General features: G+C 61.1%; 12 protein-coding genes. 5 read left to right on the top strand and 7 right to left on the bottom strand.

All coding sequences use genetic code 11. The annotated features are described in order from the left end of the window. Window positions 1-3,768 (bottom strand): filamentous hemagglutinin N-terminal domain-containing protein (locus K675_RS31615; RefSeq protein ID WP_037007376.1); only part of this gene is annotated, 3,768 nt, incomplete at its 3' end. Window positions 3,769-3,979: 211 nt separating this feature from the next. After that, the gene (locus tag K675_RS0129250; RefSeq protein ID WP_017907008.1) at window positions 3,980-5,161 is read right to left on the bottom strand and encodes a substrate-binding domain-containing protein; all 1,182 of its coding nucleotides are present in this window, start codon (window positions 5,159-5,161) and stop codon (window positions 3,980-3,982) included. 369 nt (window positions 5,162-5,530) lie between these two features. On the opposite strand from K675_RS0129250, the gene K675_RS0129255 reads away from it, so the two are divergent. Next, window positions 5,531-6,172: a DUF1345 domain-containing protein gene (locus K675_RS0129255; protein WP_017907009.1), complete on the top strand. Its 642-nt coding sequence runs from the start codon at window positions 5,531-5,533 to the stop codon at window positions 6,170-6,172. A gap of 153 nt (window positions 6,173-6,325) precedes the next feature. Here K675_RS0129255 and hppD read toward each other — a convergent pair whose 3' ends face one another. Then, on the bottom strand, window positions 6,326-7,402 hold the full coding sequence (gene hppD / locus K675_RS0129260) for a 4-hydroxyphenylpyruvate dioxygenase (RefSeq protein WP_017907010.1): 1,077 nt from the start codon (window positions 7,400-7,402) through the stop codon (window positions 6,326-6,328). Window positions 7,403-7,779: 377 nt separating this feature from the next. On the opposite strand from hppD, the gene K675_RS0129275 reads away from it, so the two are divergent. The 3 genes from K675_RS0129275 to gloA all read left to right on the top strand — a co-directional run bounded on the left by K675_RS0129275 (window position 7,780) and on the right by gloA (window position 11,073). After that, on the top strand, window positions 7,780-9,321 hold the full coding sequence (locus K675_RS0129275; RefSeq protein WP_017907013.1) for an EAL domain-containing protein: 1,542 nt from the start codon (window positions 7,780-7,782) through the stop codon (window positions 9,319-9,321). Between the two features lie 251 nt (window positions 9,322-9,572). Then, complete coding sequence (locus tag K675_RS0129280; protein WP_017907014.1) at window positions 9,573-9,932, top strand: histone-like nucleoid-structuring protein, MvaT/MvaU family; 360 nt, start codon at window positions 9,573-9,575, stop codon at window positions 9,930-9,932. A 607-nt stretch (window positions 9,933-10,539) separates the two neighbouring features. Next, window positions 10,540-11,073, top strand: a complete 534-nt coding sequence (gene gloA, locus K675_RS0129285; RefSeq protein ID WP_017907015.1) for a lactoylglutathione lyase — start codon at window positions 10,540-10,542, stop codon at window positions 11,071-11,073. 126 nt (window positions 11,074-11,199) lie between these two features. On the opposite strand, the gene ahpF is transcribed toward gloA, so the two are convergent. The 3 genes from ahpF to K675_RS0129300 form a co-directional block, all read right to left on the bottom strand. Next, entirely contained in the window at window positions 11,200-12,765 is a 1,566-nt protein-coding gene (gene ahpF / locus K675_RS0129290) for an alkyl hydroperoxide reductase subunit F (RefSeq protein WP_017907016.1), read from the bottom strand. A 269-nt stretch (window positions 12,766-13,034) separates the two neighbouring features. Continuing rightward, window positions 13,035-13,598 (bottom strand): alkyl hydroperoxide reductase subunit C, encoded by a 564-nt coding sequence (gene ahpC, locus K675_RS0129295; RefSeq protein ID WP_017907017.1) that lies wholly within the window; start codon window positions 13,596-13,598, stop codon window positions 13,035-13,037. Window positions 13,599-13,730: 132 nt separating this feature from the next. Then, window positions 13,731-14,675, bottom strand: a complete 945-nt coding sequence (locus K675_RS0129300) for a site-specific integrase (protein WP_017907018.1) — start codon at window positions 14,673-14,675, stop codon at window positions 13,731-13,733. A gap of 177 nt (window positions 14,676-14,852) precedes the next feature. On the opposite strand from K675_RS0129300, the gene K675_RS0129305 reads away from it, so the two are divergent. Beyond that, window positions 14,853-15,866: a DNA-binding protein gene (locus K675_RS0129305; protein ID WP_017907019.1), complete on the top strand. Its 1,014-nt coding sequence runs from the start codon at window positions 14,853-14,855 to the stop codon at window positions 15,864-15,866. Here the strand turns inward: K675_RS0129305 and K675_RS0129310 are convergent. Then, window positions 15,863-16,066, bottom strand: coding sequence for a hypothetical protein (locus tag K675_RS0129310; protein WP_017907020.1), 204 nt, complete (start codon window positions 16,064-16,066; stop codon window positions 15,863-15,865). The genes K675_RS0129305 and K675_RS0129310 overlap by 4 nt on opposite strands. Window positions 16,067-16,198 lie beyond the last annotated feature (132 nt).

Below are 16,198 nucleotides of genomic sequence, written 5' to 3' on the forward strand. Positions count from 1 at the left end.
GCTGGCGACCAGCGTGCGGCCCTGCCCCGGCACGTCGAGCATGGCCTGGGTGCCGGATGCCTCCAGCCTGGCCCCCTCCCGCACTACCACGAACAGATCCGCAGCCTTGGCGATACCGGTCACCGGATCCAGATCACCACCGATGCTGATCTGCCCACCATTACGCACCATGCCATAGGTTCTGCCACCCGCATCGGTACCCGTCGCCGCGCGCGCGGCGACATCGATCAAGGCATGCTCGCCCAGCCATATGGAGCGACCGTGGCCGATGGCATTGACCTTGTCGACATCCTGATCGGCCGGTTTGATTCCACCCAGGCTGACCTTGCCGCCCCAGGCATTGAGCGTCCCGTCCAAGGTCAGTTGGCCAATGCTGCCGAGTGCGATGGACTGGCCCGGATCCACGGAAATGACCGCGCCACGGCCCACGGTCAAGGCCGTACTGGCCATATCCGCCGCAGCGCTTTGAGCGGTGCCGGCGTTCAGGCTCAGGCTGGCCCCATTGCGCTGTGTCAGCACACCCTTGGCGGCGTCGTTCTGGTAAAGCTCCGGTGTCCAACGCTCCAACAGTGTCGCTGGAGAGGCTCCGGACGGTGTATCGCCGGCCTGCTCTCCAAACCGATAGACCGGCATGGTCACAGCGACCTGGGTATTGTCGGTGACCGTCAGCCCCTGATTGCCGGTGATGTCATAGGCCGAGAACCCCTTGTTGAAGAAGTCGCCAGCCAATTGCAGGGTACCGGCAGCTGTCGGTATCGGGCTGTTGCCGATCTGTACCTTGCCGGCCTGCAGTTTCAGGGTGCCGCCACCATTGACGCCGTAACCACGCAGTTCGCCGTCGAGCGTCAGGTTGCCCACGGCGGTGGAGTTGCCCAGGTTGGCAGCGAGGGTGACATCGCCTCCCTTGCCACCGCTGAGCTTGCGATTGTTGAGGATAGCGGCCCCCGAGGATACATCGACCAGGCTGCCAGCCCGAAACATCACGTCACCAGAGCTACGCAGTGAAACCGAACCGCCATTGATATAGGGCAACCGACTGTTGTCGCCATCCAGTGCCAGGTTGCTCCACAGTCCACTGGTATCGAGTTTCATGCCTGTTGCGATATCAACCACGGCCTTCTGGCCGGTCGGAGGCTGAATGATCTGATCGATCAGGCCCTGAGTCGGGTTTGCCGAGCTCACCTGATTGAGCACGTTGCCCAGGCGCAGGCTGCCGGAATGGGCTGTCAGGTTGGCATTGACCCGCACCTGCGGCCCGTACAGGGTGATATCCCCGCCATTGCCTACTGTCAGGTCACCGTTGATCTGGATCTGCTGCTTGGCCGCCACCTTGATGGCGCCGAGCTGGAAGCCGTTGAGCTGGTCGCTGTCGAGGTACATCGTGCCCTGGCGATTGGCGGGCAAGGCAGTGTCCAGGTCCAGTCCGGCGGCGATCCGCTCGACACCCTCGCCGATCTGTACCTGGTCCGCCATGGCATCCAGGCTATAGCGCAAGGTCCCCGTCGTCTTGTCATAGATCGGCGTGTACTTGCCGAATATCAGCTGCGCCCGCTGGGCAACGGCGTTGCGCGATTGCTGGTAACCATCGAGATTGAGGTTGGGTGCCTGGTTCTGCCGATCGCCCTTGAACACCTCGCTGACAATCTGGCCTTCCAGCACGGCATTGGTGGTACCGATCACCAGCTTGCCGGCATCACGGCCCACGGTGTAGCCCGACTCATAGCGCTGCTGCTGGGCGATCATCGGGTTGTAGAAGTACTCGGTCTGGCCCCAGCGGGCACTTGTGGACTCGAAGCCCTTGTAGATCCCGGAGTAGAGAATATCCCCGGGTGCCTTGGACAACTCATACAGGCGGCCATCGGGCCCCTTGAGCCAGGTCTGCCGGATATAACCGGACTGCACGTCGACGGTACCTCCGGACAAGTTGAGTTGCGCACCCTGCTGAGTCACCACATCCTTGCCGGTAAAGTTCAGTGTGCCGCCCTGAGCCATCCACTCGCCGATATTATGGCCCTGGGTACCCAGATACCCGCCCACTTCCAGCAGGCCGCCCGCGGTGTACCAGCGATCGGTGGCATAGCCGTTGGTGCCGGCCGGGACGAATACCAGCTCACGCAGATCGACCCAGACATCGTTGTTGATCAGCTTGCCGCCGTCACGGTTGACCGGCGCATCACGCTGCTCGTTACCCTGCACGTTGATCTTGATGTTGTTGGATTCCATCGAGACCTTCACGCCGAACGCGCCAGAGACGTCGACCACCGCCCCGTCGCGCACCAGGCTGCGCCGGCCGGCGCTGACCGCCACCTGGCCGCCGGTGGCGAGGGTGATGGAGCCGTTCTGGAAATCCACATTGCCGCCGCTGACGATCTCGATCCGCGACTGGTCGCTACGGTCACTGACCGTGCTCAGGTTGTTGAAGAACCCGGTGACCAGGGTGTTCGGCAACCCATCGAGACCGTTCAGGCCGTTGTTGCGCTGGCTGTCGAGGGCGGTGGCATCGGTGTTTTCCAACAGGATCGCGGTGGTGCTGCCCTGCCCCAGGGTCACGCTGCCGGTGGTATCGGTGGCGGAGTTGAGCAGGTGGAGGGTGCCACGGGTGTCGACCGAGGTACTGGCCAGGGCCACACCATTTTGCTGCACCTGGTGCCCGGTCAGGGTGATGTCGCCGGTGGAGGCCATGATCAGGCCACTGTTGGTCACCTTGCCAGCAGTGCTGCCAGCCTTCAGCGAAGTCGCCACCTCGTTGCCACGGGTGGTCGAACGCTGGTTGCCGCTGGTGCCGACACCCCGGCGGATGTAGAAGCTGTCGCCTGCCGCCAGGGTGGTCTGGCCCTTGGCGGTAACGATGGTACCGGCGTTCTCCACCTCGGAGCCGAGCAGCAGCGCATAGCCGCCGGACTCGGTCGAAGAGCCAGGGGCCAGGGTCTGGATGATCGCGCCACGCTGGACCTCGACCTTGCCTGCGGCATCGGTGAAGGTCGGCTGGGTGCCGTTGGCGTCCACATAGATCCCGCGTTGGGTGAACTGCTCGTCGGTGATGGTCGCGGCGGCGGCCACCAGGTTGCGCACGTTGACCTGGCTGGAACCGCTGAACACCACACCGTTGCGGTTCATGATCATCACGGTGACGTTGCCCTTGACCTGGCCCTGGATCTCGCTGGGACGCGCCAATGGGTCGTTGACACGGTTGAGCACCGCCCAGTTCGACTGCTGCTGGAAATCCACCGTGGTGTTGCGCCCGACGTTGAAGGTCTCCCAGTTGAGGATCGCCTTGTCGGCGGTCTGCTCGATGGTCACGGTGGTCTTGCCGCCGGACTGGGTCTGGGTCGGCGCCTTGGCGTTGAGCCAACCTTGCGTCAGGCTGTTGTCAACCTGCAGACCGCCCTTGCCCAGGCCATCCGGAATGTTGCCCAACTGGCCGAGTGCCGCCTGGCGACCGGCGGCCTGCGCGGCTTGTTGGGCGGCGATGGCGGCCACGGTGCTGTTGAGATTGCTCAGCGAGCGCTGCAGTTGCTGGTTGGCACGGGTCTGCTCCGCCAGGGTCGGTAGACCCGGAATCTGCCCGCTGTTGTTGCGCGCCGCGGTGGCCGAAAGGTTGGCCCCCTTGTTGGTGAACCAGGCCGAACTGAACGCCGTCTCCGCCTGGGCACTGCCGGCCACCATCAACAAGGCAATGGCGTGGGCCAGGGGCTTGAGCCGCAGGATCGCAGATACGTCGTCGTGACGCTGGGCGTTGAGTCTTGCCGAGGGTTTGCAGCGCAGCATCACTCCATCCTTTTCAAATCGTGCAAAGGGCTGCAACGCGTGACCCGATGTGTGACGGGGCGTTGCTCATACCGGATAGGCGGTTACAGAAGATCGCGACCGAACTTCTGTCATGGAAAATTCATCTGATGGGAGTCGTGCTCCCGCACGCAAAAAATCAGCAACGGCAGGGCCGTTGCTGATCGGGTATCGCCAGTCGTTGAAGCGAGGGTTACAGCGGACGACCGATGGTGTTGCAGACGCTGGTGTTGCCGATGGCCTGAGCGCTGGTGGCGGTCAGGAAGCTGCCACGAACGGCCACTTTCCATGCGGCTGGCAGCGGCACGAAACGGTTGGCAGTGATGGCGGCGTCGTTGTTGGTGGCGGCAGTGGAGCCGTAGTGACGGGTGAAGAAGTCACGGACTTGGCTGGTCTGGGTGGCGTCGGCGTAGCACTGGCTGAAGACCAGGTTGGTGAAGCCCAGGATGGGGTAACCCGAGGATGGGTAGGCCACGACGCTTGGGTCAGTCGAGCTGGCGGCAGCGGCGAAGACAGGTACCCAGGCGTTGGGGTTGGAACGGTTGGCGGCGGCTGGAACCGGTACGGCAGCGATAGCGGCCGAAACGTTGGCAGGCGCTGGGGAAAGGCCGTTGATCTGAGCGACCTTGGTGGCGTCATCCAGACCAGCAAGGGTGGTGGCGGCGAAGTCCGGGCTCATGTAGGTGATACCACCAGCGGTGGAGTTCAGCGCGGTCATGACACCCTGGCTGCCGGTTGCCGATACGGCACCGGCCGGCAGGCCACCCGAGAAGCTGCTGCCGAAGGTGGTGGTGATAGCGAACTTGCCACCTTCGGTCGTCTCGGAGCACTTGGCATTCAGGAAGCGGGTGAACAGCTCGGTGGTACCGCTGCTTTCGCTGCGATAGACCAGCTTGATCGCGCCGGTACGACCGGAACCCGTTACGTCATCCCAGGTTTTCAGACGGCCGGAGAACACGCCACACAGTTGATCGACGCTCAGGTTCAGGTTGGTGGTACCCGCCTGGTTGAAAGGAATGGCGACCGAAGTGGCCACCGATGGAACCTGGATCAGTGGACCCCAGGCAGCGCCGTGGGCGGAGACGTAGCCGTCCAGCTCAGCCTGGCTCAGCTTCGAGTCGCTACCGGCCCAGTGTACGTTCTTGTTGGTCACGCCGGCCACGAACTTGGTGTAATCGTTGTTCAGGAAGGCTGCCTTGCCTGCGCCGCTGCCTACGCCGATGTAAGGAGCAAAACCGGCAGTCAGCACGCCGGAAGTCTGGTACAGCGGTTGTGGCAGAGTGGCACCGCCACCGTTGAGATCAGCCATCGCGGCCTGAGCGGTGCACAGGGCGGCGAGAGTCAGGGAAACTGCCAGAGCGTTGCGCTTAAACATGAAGAATCTCCTTTCGTCGTGTTCGTACGTTGAGGTTGCTCGTTCGTGACGCCATGGCGCTCGATGCGTCGCCTTGCTTCCAGACGACTTGTGGGCTGAGGCCATGGAGCAGAAGTTCTCAACTTCCGGTGACAGATAAAGGAAAAAACCTCGGGTGAATGCGATTGATTTTCAAATTATTTATCGGGTGATTTCGCTGTTTTTACTGCAAGTTCGCGGTATTTCTTCGGGAGTGGCAAAGAGCCCTACGCTACAGGCGACAGGAACCGGGTCATAACTGTGTGGATATGACAGAACAAGGAACCCGAGTTCTAAGTGACATCACCTGCTAATGTGCAGGCAATTCAAAAAACTTCCAGGCCCTCCCCCATGCCCCATCTCGCCCGAACCCATCCCCGCCTGACCATCGCCACCCTCCTCGGCCTGGCTGCCGGCGTGCTGGTACCGATCAGCCCGGTACTGACCAAGGTCCTCATTGGCTGGAACAGCGCCGTGTGGTCCTACCTGGTCATGATGCTGTGGCTGACGATGCGCTCCAGCCCGGACGATGTGCAGCGCTTCGTCGAGCGCGAGGATGAGAATGCCGGGACGGTGCTGCTGATCGTGTCGATCGCCGCGATTGCCAGCCTGGCGGCCATTACCTTCGAGCTGGCGGGCGGCAAGGATCTGGATGCACATGCCCGGGCCTGGCACTACGCTTTTACCGGTTTGACGGTGCTGGGGTCATGGCTGCTGATCGGGGTGATCTTCAGTGTGCACTATGCCCGGCAGTTCTATCAGTCGGACGCGGATGAGCCGCCGCTGCGCTTTGCCGATGGCGAGAAATATCCGGATTACTGGGACTTCCTGTATTTCTCTTTCACCATTGGGGTGGCGGTGCAGACGTCGGATGTCGGGGTGGCGACGAAGGCGATGCGCAGGGTGGTGCTGGCGCAGTCGTTGATCGGATTTCTGTTCAATACGGCGATATTGGGGTTTTCGATCAATATTGCGGCGGGGCTGTTTGGCTGAGAGGTCCACCGGGCGGAAGCCAGGTTTGAGGAAATACTCCAATGAGAGTGGAAGCCGGATTTATCCGCGAAGAGGCCCTTGAGACCGCCAAAAGCTTCGCGGATAAACCGGACCGCCGGCGCCCACAGGTCCGGCGCCTACGGGAAGCAGGGATTACTCGGTGGTCAGCACACCACGACGAATCTGGTCACGCTCGATCGATTCGAACAGCGCCTTGAAGTTGCCCTCGCCGAAACCATCATCCCCCTTGCGCTGGATGAACTCGAAGAACACCGGCCCCATCAGGGTTTCCGAGAAGATCTGCAGCAGCAGGCGCTTGTCGCCCTCCTGCGAGGCGCCGTCCAGCAGGATGCCGCGCGATTGCAGCTCCTGGACCGGCTCGCCATGGTTCGGCAGGCGGCCTTCGAGCATTTCGTAGTAGGTGTCCGGCGGCGCGGTCATGAAGCGCATGCCGATCTTCTTCAACGCGTCCCAGGTCTTGACCAGGTCGTCGGTGAGGAAGGCCACGTGCTGGATGCCTTCGCCATTGAACTGCATCAGGAACTCTTCGATCTGCCCCGAGCCCTTCGACGACTCCTCGTTGAGCGGGATACGGATCATGCCGTCCGGCGCGGTCATCGCCTTGGAGGTCAGGCCGGTGTACTCGCCCTTGATGTCGAAGTAGCGGATCTCGCGGAAGTTGAACAGTTTCTCGTAGAAGTTCGCCCAGTAGGCCATGCGCCCGCGATAGACGTTGTGGGTCAGGTGGTCGATGATCTTCAGGCCCGCCCCTTGTGGGTTGCGGTCGACGCCGTCGAGATAGACGAAGTCGATATCATAGATCGAGCTGCCCTCGCCGAAACGGTCGATCAGGTACAGCGGCGCGCCGCCGATGCCCTTGATCGCCGGCAGGTTCAGTTCCATCGGACCGGTGGCGATGTGGATGGGCTGGGCACCCAGTTCCAGGGCACGGGAATAGGCCTTCTGCGCGTTCTTCACCCGGAAGGCCATGCCGCAGACGGACGGGCCGTGCTCGGCGGCGAAGTACGAGGCTTCGCTGTGGGGTTCGTTGTTGAGGATCAGGTTGATCGCGCCCTGGCGATACAGGTGCACGTTCTTGGAACGGTGGGTCGCGACCTTGGTGAAGCCCATGATCTCGAAGATCGGCTCCAGGGTGTTCGGGGTCGGCGATGCGAATTCGATGAACTCGAAGCCCATCAGGCCCATCGGGTTTTCAAAGATATCTGCCATGGTGGCGCCTCATCATGTCAATCAAGTAACGGTCGGTTAGTTGCTGTCGATGCGGAGGCTTGCGGGTGGCGCACAGGAAATGCCCCGCACGCTGCGGGCAAGGAAATCGCCGTAGATCAGTTTGAACCCGAGTATCTTCATTGCAACCCAGTCTCTCAGGGCGAGGCTTCTGTCGCCAGAAGACATTATTCTTATATGCGTAAGTAGATTCTACATGGCGTAAAACGTTTTGTCCGTATCACTTTTCATTTCCTGCGCGGTCGCAGGAAAACCGGCAACCCCCTGCAACAACCTCTGAAGGCGCGAATGCATCAGCCCCGACTATCCTGCCAGAAGCCGTGCCAGCCATCGCTTCCCCTGTCCACACAGGTCTGCTCATGCCACTGACCGTCAAAGGCCGACCCTGGCCTGCCCGCTACGGGCTGAATCTGCTGATCGGCCTGCTGCCCATCGTTTCGGGCATTGCCATCCTGCACTGGCAGGCCGACCGGGCACTCAACGCCAAGGCCCGGGAAACCGCCGAGGATGTCCTGAAGCAGTTCGAGCTGATGCTCGACAACACCGAACTGGCCGCCCACGCCATCTTGCCGCTGGCCGGGCGCCCCTGTGCCCAGGCGGAACTGGCCCTGCGCGAACAGGTCGCCCGCCGCCCGTACGTACGCGCCGCCAACCTGGCCTGGAACGACAATATGTACTGCACGTCGTTGTTCGGGGCCTACCAGGAAGCTGTCAACCCGGCCGACTATGTCGCCGGCAGCCTCTGGCTGATGAAGGGCAACACGGTGACGCCCGGCTCCTCGCTGCTGGCCTATCGGCTGGCCCAAGGCGATGGCGCGGCGATCGTCAGCATCGACGGCTACCACCTGAGCAACCTGCTGCACCTGATGGGTCGCGAGACCGGCCTGGTGCTGCAGGTCGGCAATGCCTGGACTTCCGGCCAGGGCCAGATCATGGGCGGCAAGGCCCCGGCATTCGCCGTGGCCCGTACCAGCCTGCGCTCCAGCCGCTTCCCGTTCAGCGTCAACGCGGGCTTTGCCGAGGGCGAGACCTGGCGCTATCTGGTCAAGGAGTATCGGGAGCTGCTGGCGCTGCTGTTGATCCTCGGCCTGCTGGCCGGGATCACCACCCGCTGGCTGCAGAAACGCTCGGGCGCGCCGAGCAACGAACTGCGACGGGCGCTCGAGGCCAGAGAGTTCATCCCGTATTTTCAGCCGGTGGTGCGCAGCGGCACGCTGCAGTGGTCCGGCCTCGAAGTGCTGATGCGCTGGAACCATCCCCGCGAAGGCCTGGTACGCCCCGACCTGTTCATCCCCTTCGCCGAGCACTGCGGGCTGATTGTGCCGATGACCCGCTCGCTGCTGCAACAGACCGCCGCCCTCCTCGCCCCCCACGCGGCGTCGCTGGAGCCGGGTTTTCATGTCGGCGTGAACATCACCGCCCAGCATTGCCACGACCTGGAACTGGTGCAGGACTGCCGCAACTTCCTGGCGGCCTTCGCTGCCGGCCAGGTCCGGCTGGTGCTGGAGCTGACCGAGCGGGAGCTGATCGAACCCAGCGAGGTCACCCACCAGTTGTTCGAACAATTGCACGAGCTGGGCGTGATGGTAGCCATCGACGACTTTGGTACCGGCCATTGCAGCCTGAGTTACTTGCGCAAGTTCAACGTCGACTATTTGAAGATCGACCAGAGTTTCGTCGCCATGATCGGTGCCGATGTGCTGTCACGGCATATCCTCGACAGCATTATCGAACTGAGCGTCAAACTGGAACTGGGCATCGTCGCCGAAGGCGTGGAAACAACCGAGCAACGCGATTATCTGGCCGCCCGCGGCGTGGATTTCCTGCAGGGTTATCTGTTTGGCAAGCCATTGCCGGCGGCGGACTTCCTCAATGACCTGAAACGTCAGACTGGTGATTAGTAGCCACCATGAAGATAACGTTTCAATCCCGGTAACATCTGCCACCGCGGACATATGATTTACTCTTGGACAAATAACTACTACACTTTTCCTGCCTGCAGTAAATCGACGGGAAAGCCTCTGGCTTATCAATAATGATCCGCGGCATTCCGGGCGTTACCGACAACGCCTGATCGGATCGACTGCAAGCGCCGGCTTGTCTCTTTCGTTACAGGTTGCCCGCAACCCCATAGACCACTGGAGTAAAAACCTTGTCCAAACTCGCTGAGTTCCGTGCCGCAGAAAAAGCCCTTCAAGAACAACTCGCCCAGCTGGAAGCATTGAAGAACGATGCCGGGCTCAAGAAGGAAATCGAGTTCGAGAAGAAGCTTAATGACCTGATGACGAACTACGGCAAAAGCCTGCGGGACATCATCGCCATCCTCGACCCGCATGCCAGCCTCGGCAAGGCCGCCCAGGCGCCGAAGCAGCGCCGCGCCCGCGTTGTCAAGGTCTATCAGAACCCGCACACCGGCGAACTGATCGAAACCAAGGGCGGCAATCACCGTGGCCTCAAGGCCTGGAAAGAACAATACGGTGCCGCCACCGTCGATACCTGGGTTCGCAGCTGACTGCCCGGTCTATAAAGAACAAACCCTGCTCATGCAGGGTTTGTTCATGGATATAAGTTTATCCCATCGATGGTGCGCCACGCGCGCTATTGCAATCCCCGCCGCACTCGCAGCACGAGCATCAGACAGATATCCACTTGCGACAGACATAGTTCAAAAGAGTTCAATCCGGTCGAAACTTTCATCCGCCACCGATTAATGACAGTTTGCCAGCAAGCTGGTGACTAACGTCATCAAACCTGACCTGCTTGTAAAAAATTCCCCACACTCCCGAGTGAACAGTCTCACCGCTCTACGTCGGTCGGATAAAAAACGGTATTTTTCATCTTTCACATTTTTTTCACATCAACTCTTACAGGATGAAGGCTGCTAAAGGACTAGCGCCCCAATGCCCGCTTCGGCGGGCTTCTTTATGCCCTCGATATTTGCCGCCACCTCCTCATATAACTTCCCAAGCGACTGAAGTAGCCGGCTATTACCTTTCGTTTTGAACGGCGCGCCAGAATGCGGATCGAACGGATTTGGAGCTTGAATCCGGTTTCCGTATCATCCTTTTCCCACAAGGTCCAATGAGCGACCGCCGTTCCACCATCTTCGCGGAGGGCTTATGAGCCTGCACGACCTGAACACCTTCCCCGGCGTCACCGCCCAACCCGACAGCGCCACCCAGGGCTTCGTGTTCAACCACACCATGCTGCGCGTCAAGGACATCACCAAGTCCCTGGATTTCTACACCCGGGTGCTGGGTTTCTCCCTGGTGGAGAAGCGTGATTTCCCCGAGGCCGAATTCAGCCTGTATTTCCTCGCACTGGTCGACAAGGCGCAGATCCCGGCCGACGCGGCCGAGCGCACGCAATGGATGAAGTCGATTCCCGGCATCCTGGAACTGACCCACAACCACGGCACCGAAAACGATCCGGACTTCGCCTACCACAACGGCAACACCGACCCACGGGGCTTCGGCCACATCTGTGTCTCGGTACCGGACATCCGGGCCGCCTGCGAGCGCTTCGAGGCCCTGGGCGTCGAATTCCAGAAACGCCTGAGCGACGGCCGCATGAAACACCTGGCCTTCGTCAAGGACCCGGACGCCTACTGGGTCGAGATCATCCAGCCAGCACCGCTGACAGACGCCGAATAAGGCGCTGTAACGCAAAAGCCCCATGGATCAGATCCATGGGGCTTTTTTACATCCGCATCAAAGGCCGCACAGGCTCTTCGTGGGAGCCGGCTTGCTGGCGATTGCGCCGCAGTCGACCATTCACTCTCAAGCCGGAGCCGAAGTCCGGATCAGGTGGTCGAAGGCACTCAGCGAGGCCTTGGCCCCCTCACCCACCGCGATCACGATCTGCTTGTACGGCACCGTGGTGACGTCACCGGCCGCGAAGATACCCGGCAGCGAAGTCTCACCGCGCGCATCGACAATGATCTCGCCACGTGGCGACAGCTCGATGGTGCCCTTGAGCCAGTCGGTGTTCGGCAGCAAACCGATCTGCACGAAGATCCCTTCCAGATCGACGGTGTGGAATTCACCCGAATCGCGATCCTTGTAGGCCAGGCCGGTGACCTTCTGGCCATCGCCCTTCACTTCACTGGTCAGCGCACTGGTGATGACCTTGACGTTCGGCAGGCTGTACAGCTTGCGTTGCAGCACGGCATCGGCGCGCAGCTTGCTGTCGAACTCCAGCAGCGTCACATGGCTGACGATACCGGCCAGGTCGATGGCCGCCTCGACACCGGAGTTACCACCGCCGATCACCGCGACACGCTTGCCCTTGAACAGCGGACCGTCACAGTGCGGGCAGAAGCACACGCCCTTGGCCTTGTATTCCTGCTCGCCCGGCACACCCATTTCGCGCCAGCGGGCGCCGGTGGCAAGGATCACGGTCTTGGCCTTGAGGCTGGCACCGCTCTCGAAGCGCACTTCGTGCAGCTCCCCGGCATTCTTCGCCGGCACCAGCGCGCTGGCCCGCTGCAGGTTCATGACGTCGACGTCGTACTGGCGTACGTGCTCTTCCAGGGCCCGGGCCAGCTTCGGCCCTTCGGTTTCCTGGACCGAGATGAAGTTCTCGATCGCCATGGTGTCCAGCACCTGGCCACCGAAACGCTCAGCCGCCACACCGGTACGGATGCCTTTGCGGGCCGCGTAGATCGCCGCCGAAGCACCGGCCGGGCCACCACCGACCACGAGAACTTCGAAGGCCTCCTTGGCGTTGAGTTTTTCCGCCTGCTTCTCGGCAGCCCCGGTATCGAGCTTGCCAAGGATCTCTTCCAGGCCCATGCGGCCCTGGCCGAAGTTTTCGCCGTTGAGGTAGATGCTCGGTACGGCCATGATCTTGCGATCGTTGACTTCATCCTGGAACAGCGCGCCGTCGATGGCGACGTGACGCACATTCGGATTCAGCACCGCCATCAGGTTCAGCGCCTGGACCACGTCCGGGCAGTTCTGGCAGGACAGCGAGAAATAGGTCTCGAAGTTGAACTCGCCCTTGAGCGAGCGGATCTGTTCGATCACTTCGACACTGGCCTTCGAGGGGTGGCCGCCGACCTGCAGCAGCGCCAGCACCAGCGAAGTGAATTCGTGGCCCATGGGGATACCGGCGAAACGCAGGCTGATATCGGCCCCCGGGCGGTTCAACGAGAACGATGGCTTGCGCGCATCGGTGCCGTTGTCTTGCAAGGTGATATGGCTGGAAAGGCTGGCCACTTCCTGGAGCAGCTCGAGCATTTCACGAGATTTCGCGCCGTCATCGAGGGAGGCGACGATCTCGATTGGTTGCGTAACCCGTTCCAGGTACGACTTCAACTGGGCTTTAAGATTGGCGTCCAACATGCGGGCGATTTCCCTTTTTCAATACGGTAGAAATAACAACGCCCAGGTGGATACCACCCGGGCGTTATTGGGCGGTGCGGCTGACTTATGAAGTGCGGATGACCGCCCTCGACTGACTCATGGTCGCTAGTTCTTCGCAATAACGTGCCGAGCGGCGATCAGGCAAGGCAAAAACAGGCGAGGAAGCGGAGTGTAGGGACACCTACATGAGCATTCCGAGCCTGTTTTTAACGCAGCATGATCGTCGCGCAGGCCGTTATCGCAAGAACTTAGATCTTGCCGACCAGGTCCAGGGACGGAGCCAGGGTGGCTTCGCCTTCTTTCCACTTGGCTGGGCAGACTTCGCCTGGGTGGGCAGCCACGTACTGGGCAGCCTTGATCTTGCGCAGCAGCTCGGAAGCGTCACGGCCTACGCCGCCATCGTTGATTTCAACGATCTTGATCTGGCCTTCAGGGTTGATCACGAAGGTACCGCGGTCAGCCAGACCAGCTTCTTCGATCAGCACGTCGAAGTTGCGCGAGATGGCCAGGGTCGGGTCGCCGATCATGGTGTACTTGATCTTGCCGATGGCTGGCGAAGTGTTGTGCCAGGCAGCGTGGGCGAAGTGGGTGTCGGTCGAAACGCTGTAGATCTCGACGCCCAGCTTCTGGAATTCAGCGTAGTTGTCAGCCAGGTCTTCCAGTTCGGTTGGGCAAACGAAGGTGAAGTCGGCTGGGTAGAAGAACACGACAGACCACTTGCCTTTCAGGTCAGCGTCCGACACTTCGACGAATTCACCGTTTTTGAAGGCGGTTGCTTTGAAGGGCTTAACTTGGCTGTTGATGATAGGCATCGTTGACTCTCCGTCAGGGGTTGTGAAGTTGATGGGAGAATCCTAGCCATTCTTTTGCGATCTGGCTCATTGGCAAAGCTGATGCTCGCGATTGGTTTTCGCTATAAGCCCGCTGTATTAATAGAAGAAATCTTATGAACCCTGCCGGACCGGCTTCTCTACGGCCAGGCTCATGCCCTCGAACGGACTGGCCTCGACGTAGCGCATGGCGGATTTCAGGTCCTTCCAGCCGACATAGCTCATCAGCGACTTCAGGTCCCAGCCACTGCGATGGGCCCAGGTCGCGAAGCCGCGGCGCAGCGAGTGACTGGTGTAGTGCTCGGCATCGATCCCCGCCCGTGCCAGCGCCTGGCGCAGCAGCGGGATGATGCTGTTGGCGTGCAGCCCCTCCTCGCCCAGGTTGCCCCAGCGATCGATGGCACGAAACACCGGCCCGCGAACCAGGGCCGCGCAGTTGACCCATTCGATATAGGCCTGCACCGGACAAAGCCGTTGCAACGCCGGCGTCTGGTAGGTGCGCCCGAGGTTGTCACGGTCACTTTTGCTACGCGGCAGGTAAAGCGTGATGCCGGCGCCCGCCTGGGCCACCACATGACCCACCTCCAGCCGGCACAGCTCGTCGCTGCGAAAGCCGCGCCAGAACCCCAGCAGGATCAGCGCCAGGTCGCGCCGCGCACGCAGCAGCCGTGGCCGATCCTCCACTGCCTGCGCCGCCTGCACCTCCTGCTCCAGTGACGCGACCACCGCCTCCAGGTGCTGCAACTGCAACGGCTGGGCCTGCTTCTCCTGCACCGGATGCAGCGCCCGGATGCCCTTGAACACCTGGCGCACCACCGGGGCCTTGGTCGGGTCGGCAAAACCCTGGCTGTTGTGCCACTGGGCCAGGGCCGACAGGCGCAGTTTCAGGGTGTTGATCGACAGCACGCCGGCATGGGCCGCCAGGTAACGCGCCACGCTGTCGCTGGTGGCGGGCAGGAAGCCGCCCCAACTGACCTCGAAGTGTTCGATAGCCGCTTGATAGCTGCGACGGGTGTTGTCTCGCGTGGCGGCGTGCAGGTAGCGATCCAGCTCGCTCATGGGCAGAAATCCCGGCAGGTGTACGGAAAAACCACGCTGGAATGCGTCAAGCGCTTCTCACACGGGGTAATACCACTATATCCCATGTGAAAAAATCAGAATATCGCTTTGCATTTTTTCAATCTATACTACGTATTTACATGCTACGTAACACAGTACGAAATCGTAGGAGAGAACATGGCTCGCGGCGGCGTGAACAAGGCGGTGGTGCAAACAGCCCGTATGGCGATCCTCGCCCGCGGCGAATACCCCAGCATCGATGCGGTACGTATCGAAATGGGCAATACCGGCTCGAAAACCACCATCCATCGTTATCTGAAGGAGCTGGACGAGAGCGACCAGCGCCAGGCCGCCGCCGGCGAGCACCTGGATGACGAACTCACCGACCTGATCACCCGCCTCGCCCGCCGCCTGCAGGACCAGGCGCGCGAGCCGCTGGAGTTGGAACAGGCCCGGCATCGGCTGCAGGAAAACCAGTGGCAGGAGCAGTTGAGCGCCCTCACCCAGACGCTGGAGCAGTTGCAACTGAACTACGACGTTCAGGCCGCGGCCCTGGCCCAGGAAAGCGAGCAGTTGCACACCACCCGCTCGATGCTGCAGACCGAGCAGACCCGCAACGCCGGCCTGAGCCAGGCCTGCAGCGACCACGAACTGCGCCTGGCGGACAAGGAAGCGCAGGTACGCTCCCTGGAGGACAAGCACCAGCACGCCCGCGACGCCCTGGAGCATTTCCGTAACGCCGCCCGCGAACAGCGCGAGCAGGAACAGCGGCGCCATGAGGGGCAGTTGCAGCAGGTGCAGATGGAATTGCGCCAGGCCCAGCAGAACGCCCTGGTCCGTCAGGATGAAATCACCCAACTGCATCGCGACAACGAGCGGTTGCTGATGGAAAGCCGCAACGCGGCGAAAGAGGCAAGAAAGCTGGAAGCCCAACTGGACAAGGGCGCCAAGCGCGAAGAACTGCTACAGGGCCGCCTCTCCACGCTGGAAGGCGAACGCACCCTCCTCCAGGAACGCCTGCGGGTGGCGCAGCAGGAAACCGAGTCGCTCAAGCTGAGCAGCAAGGAACAGCGAGCCTCAAAACGAGCGCTGGAACTCAGATTGCTGGAAGCCGAAAACGAGTTGGCTCAACTGGCGGAAAAGCCAGCCAGCCCGAGAGCAGGCAAACCCGATCCGAGCACTCCCCGCTAGGATTTCGGCCGGGTCTGGAGATCGACGCGGACAACCTTGTCGTCAAAGTCAACGACGAAAGTTTTATCGATAACCACAAAGGCAGTTTCCGGAATCGCGTCAAACCTCAGGCTGTCACCGATATTGATGAAGCGATCGAAGGATATATGTCGAGTTGATTTCTGCTTGCCGTCAAACAAATGGATCACATAGTTCTCCATGGCAACCTCCTCTGACTGAATGGGAAAAATCAGCAGCGCGATCGCTTGCCGTTCGCTGTTCCTATTTCACGGCCTATCAGCCTCACTCGCTACTGTCAGAAATGACAGTAGCGACGAATGGCTCAGGCTCTG

The organism is Pseudomonas fuscovaginae SE-1 (assembly GCF_000364705.1).
In the GTDB taxonomy this organism is placed as follows: domain Bacteria; phylum Pseudomonadota; class Gammaproteobacteria; order Pseudomonadales; family Pseudomonadaceae; genus Aquipseudomonas; species Aquipseudomonas fuscovaginae_A.